At 69.2% G+C, this 12,663-nt stretch carries 10 protein-coding genes and 1 riboswitch; all 10 genes read left to right on the forward strand.

What is annotated here, in order from left to right; translation table 11 throughout:
- Positions 1–58: 58 nt before the first annotated feature.
- The 10 genes from ACZ7SW_RS13810 (at position 59) to ACZ7SW_RS13855 (ending at position 12,654) form a co-directional block, all read left to right on the forward strand.
- On the forward strand, positions 59–1,423 hold the full coding sequence (locus ACZ7SW_RS13810) for a glutamine synthetase family protein (protein WP_470230738.1): 1,365 nt from the start codon (positions 59–61) through the stop codon (positions 1,421–1,423).
- Positions 1,404–2,117, forward strand: a complete 714-nt coding sequence (locus ACZ7SW_RS13815; protein ID WP_470230739.1) for a gamma-glutamyl-gamma-aminobutyrate hydrolase family protein — start codon at positions 1,404–1,406, stop codon at positions 2,115–2,117. The genes ACZ7SW_RS13810 and ACZ7SW_RS13815 overlap by 20 nt, the downstream gene beginning before the upstream one ends.
- Positions 2,114–3,478: an aldehyde dehydrogenase family protein gene (locus ACZ7SW_RS13820; protein ID WP_470230740.1), complete on the forward strand. Its 1,365-nt coding sequence runs from the start codon at positions 2,114–2,116 to the stop codon at positions 3,476–3,478. Before ACZ7SW_RS13815 ends, ACZ7SW_RS13820 begins: the two co-directional genes overlap by 4 nt.
- 6 nt (positions 3,479–3,484) lie before the next feature.
- On the forward strand, positions 3,485–4,252 hold the full coding sequence (locus tag ACZ7SW_RS13825; protein ID WP_470230741.1) for a 3-oxoacyl-ACP reductase: 768 nt from the start codon (positions 3,485–3,487) through the stop codon (positions 4,250–4,252).
- Positions 4,253–4,494: 242 nt separating this feature from the next.
- A riboswitch (glycine riboswitch) is annotated at positions 4,495–4,594 on the forward strand.
- 43 nt (positions 4,595–4,637) lie between these two features.
- Entirely contained in the window at positions 4,638–7,469 is a 2,832-nt protein-coding gene (gene gcvP / locus ACZ7SW_RS13830) for an aminomethyl-transferring glycine dehydrogenase (protein WP_470230953.1), read from the forward strand.
- Between the two features lie 35 nt (positions 7,470–7,504).
- Positions 7,505–8,593, forward strand: a complete 1,089-nt coding sequence (gene gcvT, locus ACZ7SW_RS13835) for a glycine cleavage system aminomethyltransferase GcvT (protein ID WP_470230742.1) — start codon at positions 7,505–7,507, stop codon at positions 8,591–8,593.
- A gap of 15 nt (positions 8,594–8,608) precedes the next feature.
- Positions 8,609–8,986 (forward strand): glycine cleavage system protein GcvH, encoded by a 378-nt coding sequence (gcvH, locus tag ACZ7SW_RS13840; RefSeq protein WP_067589411.1) that lies wholly within the window; start codon positions 8,609–8,611, stop codon positions 8,984–8,986.
- Positions 8,986–10,263: a serine hydroxymethyltransferase gene (gene glyA, locus ACZ7SW_RS13845; RefSeq protein ID WP_470230743.1), complete on the forward strand. Its 1,278-nt coding sequence runs from the start codon at positions 8,986–8,988 to the stop codon at positions 10,261–10,263. The genes gcvH and glyA overlap by 1 nt, the downstream gene beginning before the upstream one ends.
- Positions 10,260–11,264, forward strand: a complete 1,005-nt coding sequence (gene lipA / locus ACZ7SW_RS13850; protein ID WP_470230744.1) for a lipoyl synthase — start codon at positions 10,260–10,262, stop codon at positions 11,262–11,264. Before glyA ends, lipA begins: the two co-directional genes overlap by 4 nt.
- A 16-nt stretch (positions 11,265–11,280) precedes the next feature.
- Complete coding sequence (locus ACZ7SW_RS13855; RefSeq protein ID WP_470230745.1) at positions 11,281–12,654, forward strand: L-serine ammonia-lyase; 1,374 nt, start codon at positions 11,281–11,283, stop codon at positions 12,652–12,654.
- Positions 12,655–12,663: the final 9 nt, after the last annotated feature.

Raw genomic sequence — 12,663 nt, forward strand, 5'->3', positions numbered from 1 at the left:
GGACGGCCCGGTAAGAAGAAGCCGCAAAGGACCTGATCCGAACCTTTGGGGCGATGCGATGGCGGCCAGGCGAGGAATGCTCACGCTCGAAGATCTCCGCGAACGGGTGACGGCGGGCACGATCGACACGGTGCTCGTCGCGCTCACCGACATGCAGGGACGGCTCCAGGGCAAGCGCTGTTCGGCGGAGTACTTCCTCGAAGAGGTGGCCGGCCACGCCACCGAGGCGTGCAACTACCTGCTCGCGGTGGACGTCGACATGAACACCGTCGACGGCTACGACATCTCGTCCTGGCAGAGCGGCTACGGAGACTTCGTCCTCCGGCCGGATTTCGCGACGCTGCGGGAGATTCCGTGGCAGGAGGGCACCGCGCTGGTGCTCGCGGACGTCGAGCGCGTGCAGGGCGGCCCGGTTTCCGTTTCGCCGCGCCAGGTCCTGCGCCGCCAGCTCGACCGGCTCGCCGAGCACGGCCTGAAGGCGTACGTGGGCACCGAACTCGAGTTCATCGTGTTCGACGACTCCTACGAGTCCGCCTGGGACAAGCGCTACCACGACCTCAAACCGTCCAATCAGTACAACGTCGACTACTCGATGCTCGGCACCGCGCGCATCGAGCCGCTGTTGCGCCGGATCCGCAACGGGATGGCGGGCGCTGGCCTGTATCCGGAATCGGCGAAGGGCGAGTGCAACCCGGGCCAGCACGAGATCGCCTTCCGGTACGCCGAAGCGCTCGCGACCTGCGACAACCACGGCATCTACAAGAACGGTGCGAAGGAGATCGCCGCGCAGGAGGGCAAGAGCCTCACGTTCATGGCGAAGTACAACGAACGCGAGGGCAACTCCTGTCATATCCACCTGAGCCTGCGCAGCAAGTCCGGCGAAGCGGTGCTTCCCGGCGACGGCGACCACGGCTTCTCGAAGCTGATGCAGCACTTCCTCGCCGGACAGCTGGAAGCGTTGCGTGAGCTGACGTACTTCTTCGCTCCGAACATCAACTCGTACAAGCGTTACGTCCCTGGCAGCTTCGCGCCGACAGCGATCGCGTGGGGCACGGACAACCGTACGTGCGCGTTGCGCGTAGTCGGGCACGGTGACGGGTTGCGCGTCGAGAACCGCGTACCTGGCGGTGACGTGAACCCGTACCTAGCTGTCGCCGCGATGATCGCTGCTGGGCTGCATGGCATCGAGAACGAACTGCCGTTGGAGCCTGAGTTCGTAGGCAACGCGTACGCGTCCGACAAGCCGACTGTGCCCGTCACGCTTGCTGAGGCCGCAGAAGTCCTCGAAGGCAGCCGTATCGCGCGAGATGCCTTCGGTGCCGATGTAGTCGACCATTACCTCAACGCCGCGCGGATCGAGCGCGAAGCGTACGAGCGAGCTGTGACCGATTGGGAGCGCATCCGTGGTTTCGAACGACTCTGACCCACCCGTCATCGGGCTCAGCACCTATTCGGAACGGGCGGAGTTCCTGGCCTGGGACACCGAAGCGACGCTGCTGCACCGGGTGTACGCGGACTGCGTGGTCAAGGCGGGCGGGATTCCGGTGCTGCTGCCGCCAGTGAGCACGAAATACGACGCGCTCGTGGGACGCATCGACGGCCTCGTCCTCACCGGTGGCGCGGACGTCGAACCCAGCCGTTACGACCAGGAGCCGCACCCGGCGACGTACATCCGCCCGGAGCGCGACGCGTTCGAGTTCGGCCTGTTCGAGGCGGCGCGGGCGGCCGGAAAGCCGGTGCTCGGGGTGTGTCGCGGGCTGCAGGTGATGAGCGTCGCGCTCGGCGGCTCGCTCTCGCAGCACCTGCCGGAAACCCTCGGCGACGCAACGCATCAGCCAGCTCCGGCGACGTTCGGCACCAGCACCGTCAGCCTCGCCGACGGCACGCGGGCGGCGGAGATTCTGGGGCGGGAAACGAAAGTCCAGTGTTACCACCATCAGGCGATTGACCGGCTCGGCTCCGGCTTGATCGCGTCCGGGCACGCGGCGGACGGGACGATCGAGGCCGCGGAGGTGCCGGGGGAGTTCGTGCTCGGCGTGCAGTGGCATCCGGAACAGGACAGCGACGACGTCCGGCTGTTCGCCGCGCTGGTGAACGCCGCGCAGGAGGGGAAATGACGACGTTCGAGGTGCGCAATCCGGCGACCGCGGAAGTGGTGCGCCAGGTCGAGCTGGCCACCGAGGCGGAGACCGACGCCGCGATCGCCCGCGCGCACGCCGCGTTCCCCGCTTGGCGGGCGGTCGCCCCGGGCGACCGGGCACGGCTGTTGCGCCGGTTCGCGGACGCGGTCGACGCTGACGCCGAGAATCTGGCGCGGCTGGAGGTCGAGAACTCCGGGCACACGATCGGCAACGCCCGCTGGGAAGCGGGCAACGTGCGCGACTTGCTCGAATACTCCGCGGGCGCGCCGGAACGGTTGCTGGGCAAACAGATCCCGGTCGACGGCGGCGTCAACGTGACTTTCCACGAGCCGCTGGGCGTGGTCGGCGTGATCGTGCCGTGGAACTTCCCGATGCCGATCGCGGGCTGGGGCTTCGCGCCCGCGCTCGCGGCGGGCAACACGGTCGTGCTCAAACCGGCCGAGCTGACTCCGCTCACCGCGCTGCGGCTGGCCGAACTCGCTCGCGAGGCAGGGATCCCCGAAGATGTCTTCCAGGTCCTTCCGGGCAAGGGATCCGTTGTCGGGCAAAGGTTTGTCACGCATCCGGCGGTGCGCAAGGTCGTGTTCACCGGGTCCACCGAGGTCGGCAAACAGGTGATGGCCGGCTGCGCGGCGCAGGTCAAACGGGTGACGCTGGAGCTGGGCGGCAAGAATGCCAACCTCGTGTTCGCCGACGCCGACCTGGAGAAGGCCGCGGCGACCGCGCCGTACGGAGTGTTCGACAACGCCGGGCAGGACTGCTGCGCGCGGTCGCTGATCTTGGTGCAGGACAACGTTTACGACCGGTTCCTCGAACTGCTGGAACCCGCGGTACAGGGCGTGGTGGTCGGCGATCCGGGCGACGAGGCGACCGAGATGGGCCCGCTGATTTCCGCGGACCACCACGCGAAAGTCTCCTCCTACGTCACCGAGCAGACGCCGGTCGCTTTCCGCGGCAACGCGCCGTCCGGGCCGGGCTACTGGTTCGCGCCGACCGTCGTGCTCCCGCCGGGCTTGGACGATCCGCTGGCCCGCGACGAGATCTTCGGCCCGGTCGTCGCGGTGGTCCGCTTCCGTGACGAAGCCGACGCGGTGCGGATGGCCAACGACACCGAGTACGGCCTGTCCGGCTCGATCTGGACGCGCGACGTCGGCCGCGCCTTCCGAGTGGCGCGCGGCGTCGAATCCGGGAACCTGTCGGTGAATTCGCACTCGTCGGTCCGTTACTGGACGCCCTTCGGCGGCTTCAAGCAGTCCGGCCTCGGTCGCGAGCTGGGCCCTGACGCCGCCGCCGCTTTCACTGAAACCAAGAACGTTTTCCTGAGCACGGAGGAATGACCCACGATGGTGCAGCGTTTTGACGGCCGCGTCGCGGTGATCACCGGCGGCGCGAGCGGCATCGGCCTCGCCACCGCCAAGCGACTGGCGAGCGAGGGCGCGAAGGTCGTGATCGGCGACGTCACGCCGGAGCAGGGCAAGGCGGCCGCCGACGCTGTGGGCGGGGCCTTCGTCCAGGCCGACGTCACCGACGCGGACCAGGTCGAGGCCCTTTTCCAGACGACGGTCGACGAGTTCGGCGCGGTCGACGTCGCGTTCAACAACGCGGGCATCTCGCCGCCCGAGGACGACTCGATCCTCACCACCGGCATCGAAGCCTGGGAGAAGGTGCAGCGGGTCAACCTGACCTCGGTGTACCTGTGCTGCAAGGCCGTGTTGCCGCACATGCAGCGCCAGGGCCGCGGTTCGATCGTGAACACCGCGTCGTTCGTGGCCGTGATGGGGGCCGCGACGTCGCAGATTTCGTACACCGCCTCGAAGGGCGGTGTGCTCGCCATGACGCGCGAGCTGGGCGTGCAGTTCGCGCGCGAGAACATCCGGGTCAACGCGCTGTGCCCGGGGCCGGTCAACACTCCGCTGCTGAAGGAGCTGTTCGCGAAGGATCCGGAGCGCGCGGCTCGCCGTCTGGTGCACGTTCCGGTGGGCCGGTTCGCCGAGCCCGAGGAGATCGCCGCCGCGGTGGCGTTCCTGGCGAGCGACGACGCCAGCTTCATCACCGCCGCGCAGTTCCTGGTCGACGGCGGCATCTCGGGTGCCTACGTAACCCCGTTGTGACCGTCTGTGAGGGGAACCCTGGGGGAATCAGAGTCCCTCAGGGTTCCCCTCACGGACCTTCGGCAAGGGGTGTGGCGTAGGTCGGGAGCGCTAGACTGGTGTGCGAAGCGGCAGGTAGGGTGGCCGCAACCACAATTGAACACAGGGCCGTTCGAGCCGGAGCGGGAGAGTCCCATGCGAGCAGTGGGACACCGAAGGAGCAAACTCCCCGGAATCTCTCAGGTAACCGCTACCGCTTTTGGCGAGGCCACTCTGGAAAGCAGGCGCACCCGCGCCTCACCCAAGGTGAAAGCCGCGCCGAGCGCGGTGAAACTCTCAGGTGCCCATGACAGAGGGGGAGTTCCCAGTGCACCGCCGCGCCCGGTGCCCGTCCCGAGGAGCTCCCATCACCTCCACCCCCTTCGACACCCGCCACATCGGTCCCGGCGAGGCCGAGCGGGCGAAGATGCTCGCCGAATGCGGTTGCGGAAGCCTGGACGCCCTCGTGGAAGCGGCGGTGCCGACCGCCATCCGCACCGCCGGCGACCTGGCGCTGCCGGAGCCCGCGTCCGAGGAAGAGGCCACCGCTGAGCTGCGCGCGCTCGCCGCGCGCAACCGGCCGATGACGCAGATGATCGGCCTCGGCTACTCCGACACCGTCACCCCGGGCGTGATCCGCCGCAACGTGCTCGAGAACCCGGCCTGGTACACCGCGTACACGCCGTACCAGCCGGAGATCTCGCAGGGTCGTCTCGAAGCGCTGCTGAACTTCCAGACCGCGGTGTCCGACCTGACCGGGCTGGCGATCGCCAACGCCTCGATGCTCGACGAGTCCACCGCAGTCGCCGAGGCGATGACGCTGATGCGCCGGGCGGCGAAGTCGAAGTCCAATGTGGTCGTTCTCGACTCCGAATGCCTTCCGCAGACCATTGAGGTCGTGCGGACGCGCGCGGCCGGTCTCGGCATCGATGTGCAGGTGCGCGACCTGCTCACCGGTCTGCCCGAGGAGTTCTTCGGCGTCGTCGTGCAGTACCCCGGTGCGTCCGGCGTGCTGCGCGGACGCGGTTTCTACCACGCGGTTTCCGAAGCGGCGAAGGCCGCGGGCGCGCTGTACACGGTCGCTGCCGACCTGCTCGCACTCACTTTGATCGCCGCGCCCGGCGAGTTCGGCGCGGACGTCGCCGTCGGCTCTACGCAGCGCTTCGGCGTGCCGCTGGGCTACGGCGGCCCGCACGCCGGGTACATGGCGGTGCGCGCTGGCCTGGAGCGCTCGCTGCCCGGTCGGCTCGTGGGCGTGTCCGTGGACGCGGACGGAAACACTGCGTACCGCCTCGCGCTGCAGACGCGCGAGCAGCACATCCGTCGCGAGAAGGCGACCTCCAACATCTGTACCGCGCAGGTGCTGCCCGCGGTGCTGGCGTCGATGTACGCGGTCTACCACGGTCCCGAGGGCCTGAAGGCGATCGCGACGCGGGTGCACGAACTCGCGGCCGGTCTCGCGAACGCGCTGCGCGCCGGTGGCGTCGAGGTCGTCCACGAGGCCTTCTTCGACACTGTCGTCGCGAAGGTGCCTGGCCGTGCCGCTGAGGTGCACGCGGCTGCGCGCGAGGCGGGGATCAACCTCGGCCACATCGACGCCGACCACGTCCGCATCGCCTCCGACGAGGTCACGCGTCCCGACACGCTCGCGAAGGTGCTTCGCGCCTTCGGTGTCGACAGTGCATGGGAAGCCGCGCAGGCGCTCCCGAACGGTCTCGCCCGCGAGAGCGGCTACCTGACGCACGAGGTGTTCAGCAGCCACCGGTCCGAGACGTCGATGCTGCGTTACCTGCGCCGCCTCGCCGACCAGGACTTCGCGCTCGACCGCGGGATGATCCCGCTCGGCTCGTGCACGATGAAGCTCAACGCCACCACCGAAATGGAGCCGATCAGCTGGCGCGAGTTCGCCGGCATCCACCCGTTCGCGCCCGCCGGGGACGCCGAGGGCTACCACGAGCTGGTCCGCCAGCTGTCCGGCTGGCTGTGCGAGGTCACCGGCTACGACCAGGTGTCGCTGCAGCCGAACGCGGGCAGCCAGGGCGAGCTCGCCGGGCTGCTGGCCATCCGCGCCTACCACCAGGCGAACGGACAGCCCGAGCGCGACGTCTGCCTGATCCCGTCGTCCGCGCACGGCACCAACGCCGCGTCCGCGGTGCTCGCCGGGATGCGCGTGGTCGTGGTCAAGTGCACCGACGAGGGCAACGTCGACCTCGAAGACCTGCAGTCCAAAGTGGACCAGCACAGTTCCGACCTCGCCGCGATCATGGTCACCTACCCGTCCACGCACGGCGTCTACGAGCACGGCATCGAGCGGCTCGCCAAGATCGTGCACGACGGCGGCGGCCAGGTGTACGTCGACGGCGCGAACCTCAACGCCCTGCTGGGCCTGGCGAAGCCGGGCGAGTTCGGCGGCGACGTCTCGCACCTGAACCTGCACAAGACGTTCTGCATCCCGCACGGCGGCGGCGGTCCCGGCGTCGGCCCGGTCGCGGTGCGCGAACACCTCGCGCCGTACCTGCCGAACCACCCGCTGCTCGCGCAGGCCGGACCGGACACCGGCGTCGGCCCGATCAGCGGCGCGCCCTACGGCTCGGCTTCGATCCTGCCGATCTCCTGGGCGTACGTCCGGATGATGGGCGCGCCCGGGCTCACCGAGGCCACCAAGGTCGCGGTGCTCGCGGCCAACTACATCGCCGCCCGGCTCGCGCCGCACTACCCGGTGCTCTACACCGGCCAGGACGGCCTGGTCGCGCACGAGTGCATCCTCGACCTGCGCGGCATCACCAAGGAAACCGGCGTGACCGTGGACGACGTCGCGAAGCGGCTCATCGACTACGGCTTCCACGCGCCGACCATGTCCTTCCCGGTCGCGGGCACGCTCATGGTCGAGCCCACCGAGAGCGAGGACCTCGCCGAGATCGACCGGTTCTGCGAGGCGATGATCGCCATCCGGCACGAGATCGACGAGGTCGCGGCCGGCCGTTGGACCGCCGAGACGAGCCCGCTGCGCGGCGCGCCGCACACCGCTTCGTCGGTGATCGGCGAGTGGACCGCGGACTACGACCGCGAGCTGGCGGCGTACCCGAGCGGCGTGGCGCGCAAGACCAAGTACTGGCCGCCGGTGCGGCGGATCGACGGTGCGCGCGGCGACCGCAACCTCGTCTGCTCCTGCCCGCCCCTCGACGCGTACGACGCGTGAGCGCGACCTCCGCTCGCGACAACGAAAGGCTTCCTGTGACGGAAACCCCCCTGCACCAGGTCCACCAGGACCTCGGTGCGCTCTTCACTGATTTCGCCGGCTGGTCGATGCCGGTGCGCTACGCCAGCGAACTGGCCGAGCACAAGGCCGTGCGCGAGGCGGCCGGGCTGTTCGACCTGTCGCACATGGCCGAGATCCACGTCCGCGGCGCGCAGGCCGCCGACGTGCTCGACTACGCGCTGGTCGGCAACCTGACCGGGGTGAAGCCGGGCCGCGCCCGCTACACGATGATCTGCGACGCCGACGGCGGCGTGCTGGACGACCTGGTCGTCTACCGGCTCGCCGACGAGGAGTACCTGGTCGTGGCCAACGCGGGCAACGCGACCGTGGTCGCGGACGCGCTGGCCGAGCGGGTCGCCGGGTTCGACGCGGTGGTGGAGAACCGGTCCGCGGACACCGCGCTCATCGCGGTCCAGGGCCCGAAGGCGGTCGAGGTGCTCGCCGCGGTCACCGACGCCGACCTCGCTTCGCTGAAGTACTACGCGAGCGTGCCCGCCGTCGTGAAGGGCATCGACGTGCTGCTGGCCCGCACCGGCTACACCGGCGAGGACGGCTTCGAGCTGTTCGTGCCCGCCGCTCAGGCTCCGGCGTTGTGGCAGCTGCTGACCGAGGCCGGCCAGGAGCACGGCCTGGTCCCGTGTGGACTCGCCTGCCGCGACACGCTGCGCCTGGAAGCCGGAATGCCGTTGTACGGCAACGAACTCAGCCGCGAGCTGAACCCGTTCGCCGCCGGTCTCGGCCGGGTCGTGAAGTTCGAGAAGCCGGGCGACTTCGTGGGCCGCGCGGCTCTGGAGGAGCTGAAGAAGGCCGACGTCCCGCGCGTGCGGGTCGGCCTGCGCGGCACCGGCCGCCGCGCCCCGCGGCACGGGTACGCCGTGCTGTCCGGGGATGCCACTATCGGGGAGATCACCAGCGGCGCGCTGTCGCCGACGCTGGGCTACCCGATCGCCATGGCGTATGTAGACCGGGAGCACGCCGAGCCCGGCACCGCGCTGTCCGTCGACATCCGGGGCCGCGTCGAGCCGGTCGAGGTCGTCGCCCTGCCCTTCTACTCCCGAGCCTGAGAGGCCCTCGAACCGATGAGCATCCCCCAGAACCTGTCCTACACGAAGGAACACGAGTGGCTGTCGGTCTCCGACGGCGTCGCGACGGTGGGCATCACCGCGTTCGCGGCCGGCTCGCTCGGCGACATCGTGTTCGTGCAGCTGCCCGGCGTCGGCGACACCGTCACCGCGGGCGAGGTGTTCGGCGAGGTCGAGTCGACGAAATCGGTCAGCGAGCTGTACTCGCCGGTCAGCGGCGAGGTGGTGGCGGTGAACGAGGCCACATCGGACACCCCCGAGGTCATCAACTCCGACCCGTACACCGAAGGATGGCTGCTGCAGGTGCGGCTCTCGGGCGACGTCCCGGAGCTGCTCGACGCGTCCGCGTACGCCGAGCTGACCCAGGAGAACTGATGAGCGCCCCGTTCGACGCCCCTCTGTCCGAGGCAGACCCCGAGGTCGCCGCCGCGGTGGCCGCGGAGCTGGACCGCCAGCAGTCGACGCTCGAGATGATCGCCTCGGAGAACTTCGCGCCGGTCGGCGTGCTCGAGGCGCAGGGCTCGGTGCTGACCAACAAGTACGCCGAGGGCTACCCGGGCCGCCGCTACTACGGCGGCTGCGAGCACGTCGACGTCGTCGAGCAGCTCGCGATCGACCGGGCCAAGGCGCTGTTCGGCGCGGAGCACGCGAACGTGCAGCCGCACTCGGGCGCGCAGGCCAACGCGGCGGCGATGTTCGCGGTGCTGAAGCCGGGCGACACCATCCTCGGCCTCGACCTCGCGCACGGCGGGCACCTGACGCACGGGATGAAGATCAACTTCTCCGGCAAGCTGTACAACGTGGTCGCCTACCACGTCGACAAGGAGACCGGGATCGTCGACGTCGCCGAGATCGAGCGGCTGGCGGTCGAGCACAAGCCGAAGCTGATCGTCGCCGGCTGGTCGGCCTACCCTCGGCAGCTCGACTTCGCCGAGTTCCGCCGGATCGCCGACCTGGTCGACGCCAAGCTGATGGTCGACATGGCGCACTTCGCCGGTCTCGTGGCCGCCGGACTGCACCCGTCGCCGGTGCCGCACGCGGACATCGTCACGACCACCACGCACAAGACCCTCGGCGGTCCGCGCGGCGGGCTGATCCTGTCCCGGCAGGAGCTGGCGAAGAAGATCAACTCGGCGGTGTTCCCCGGCCAGCAGGGCGGGCCGCTGGAGCACGTGATCGCGGCCAAGGCCGTGGCGCTGAAGATCGCCGCGACCGACGGGTTCCGCGAGCGCCAGGAGCGCACCCTGGAAGGCGCGAAGCTCCTCGCCGACCGGCTGTCGCGCACCGACTGCGCCGAGGCGGGCGTCCGCGTCCTCACCGGCGGCACCGACGTGCACCTGGTGCTCGTCGACCTGGTGAACTCCCAGCTCAACGGCCAGGAGGCGGAGGACCGGCTGCACTCGGTCGGGATCACCGTCAACCGCAACGCGGTGCCGTTCGACCCGCGCCCGCCGATGGTGACGTCGGGGCTGCGGATCGGCACCCCGGCGCTGGCCACCCGCGGTTTCGGCGCCGACGATTTCACCGAGGTCGCCGACATCATCGCCGAGACGCTGAAGCCGGACTTCGACGAAGCCGCGCAGCAGGCGTTGCGCACCCGGGTCGAGCTGCTGGCGAAGAAGCACCCACTGTACGCGGACCTGAGCCGATGAGCGCGCAGCCCGAGGGGCGGAAGCTGTTGCGGCTTGAGGTGCGCAACAGCGAGACGCCGATCGAGAGGAAGCCCTCCTGGATCAAGACGCGCGTGCGGATGGGTCCGGAGTTCACCGAGCTGAAGGGCTTGGTGAAGCGCGAGGGTCTGCACACGGTTTGCGAAGAAGCGGGCTGTCCCAACATTTACGAGTGCTGGGAAGACCGGGAAGCCACGTTCCTGATCGGCGGGGACCAGTGCACCCGGCGGTGTGATTTCTGCCAGATCGACACGGGCAAGCCCGCTGCGCTGGACCGCACCGAGCCGCGGAAGGTCGCCGAATCGGTGCAGGCCATGGGCTTGCGGTACTCGACGATCACCGGCGTGGCTCGCGACGACCTGGCTGATGGCGGTGCCTGGCTGTACGCCGAGACCGTGCGGCAGATTCACGCGTTGAACCCGGGCACGGGTGTCGAGCTGTTGATCCCGGACTTCAACGCGGAGCCGGATCAGCTGGCCGAGGTGTTCGGGTCGCGTCCGGAGGTGTTGGCGCACAACGTGGAGACGGTGCCGCGGATCTTCAAGCGGATCCGTCCCGGGTTCCGGTACGCGCGGTCGCTGGACGTGATCACCCAGGCCCGTGCGGCGGGTTTGGTGACGAAGTCGAACCTGATCCTCGGGATGGGCGAGACTCCGGACGAGGTCACTGTCGCGTTGCAGGACCTGTTCGACGCGGGCTGCGAGATCATCACGATTACCCAGTACCTGCGGCCCTCGCCCCGGCACCACCCGGTCGACCGCTGGGTCAAGCCGGAGGAGTTCGTGGAGCACGCGAAAACCGCTGAGGCGATTGGATTCCCGGGTGTGATGGCGGGGCCGCTGGTGCGGTCGTCGTATCGCGCGGGCCGGTTGTACGCGCAGACCAAGGCCCATCGGGGCGAGGAACTGCCGGAGAACCTGGCCCACCTGACCGCCGAGGGACCGGCGGCGCAAGAAGCCAGCAGCGTGCTGGCGAGGAACTAAGAGAAGGGGCGGATCAATGGCGATCAGCGTCTTCGACCTGTTTTCGATCGGCATCGGGCCGTCGAGTTCGCACACGGTCGGCCCGATGCGGGCGGCCAAGACCTTTGTGGACGGTCTGGTCGAGGACGGCGTGCTGGAGCGGGTCGCGCGGGTGCAGGCCGAGTTGTTCGGTTCCCTCGGCGCGACCGGGTTCGGGCACGGCAGCGACAAGGCGGTGCTGCTCGGGCTTTCCGGGGAGCGGCCGGAGGAGATCGACACCGGCACGGTGCCCGCCAAGGTAGCGGCGATCCGGGAGTCCGGACGGCTGGCTGTCGGCGGGACGCATTCCGTGGCGTTCGCCGAGGACACCGACCTGACGATGCACCGGCGGAAGTCTCTGCCCGCGCATCCCAACGGGATGGTGTTCCGGGCGTTCGCTTCCGACGGTTCGCTGGTGCGGGAACGGACGTATTACTCCGTCGGCGGCGGATTCGTGCGGGACGAGTCGTACGAGACCGACACGGTGTTCGTGGAGGATTCCACGCCGGTGCCTTATCCGTTCCGCACTGGGGCGGATCTGCTGAAGCATTGTGCGGACACCGGGCTGCCGGTCAGCGAGATCATGCTTCAGAACGAGCTTTCCTGGCGCAGTCGCGAGGAAGTTCGGGACGGGCTGCTCGGCATCTGGCAAGTGATGGCCGAATGCGTGCAGAACGGCTGCGCTCACGAAGGCGTGCTGCCCGGTGGTCTGAAGGTGCCGCGGCGGGCGAAGTCGTTGCACGACAAGCTGCTCGCTGAAGACGGCGCGGACGATCCGTTGTACGCCATGGATTGGGTCAGCCTGTACGCGCTCGCGGTGAACGAGGAGAACGCCGCGGGCGGTCGCGTCGTCACTGCCCCCACCAATGGCGCGGCGGGGATCATTCCCGCGGTATTGCACTATTACCAGCGGTTCGTGCGCGGGGCGTCGGACGACGGCATCGTCACCTTCCTGCTCACCGCGGGCGCGATCGGCTCGATCCTCAAGCAGACCGGGTCGATCTCGGGCGCCGAGGTCGGCTGCCAGGGCGAGGTCGGTTCGGCCTCGGCGATGGCCGCCGCCGGACTGACCGAGGTGCAGGGCGGATCGCCCGCGCAGGTGGAGAACGCGGCTGAGATCGGGGTCGAGCACCACCTCGGGCTCACCTGCGATCCGGTGGGCGGGCTGGTGCAGATCCCGTGCATCGAGCGGAACGCGGTGGGAGCGTCCAAGGCTATTCATGCTGCGCGGATGGCGTTGCGCGGCGACGGCAGCCACGTGGTGACGCTGGACAAGGCGATCAAAACGATGCGCGAGACCGGCGCGGACATGTCGGTGAAGTACAAGGAGACCGCGCGCGGCGGACTGGCCGTGAACGTCATCGAGTGCTGATTTTCGTTC

The organism is Amycolatopsis sp. NPDC114484, from assembly GCF_055633755.1.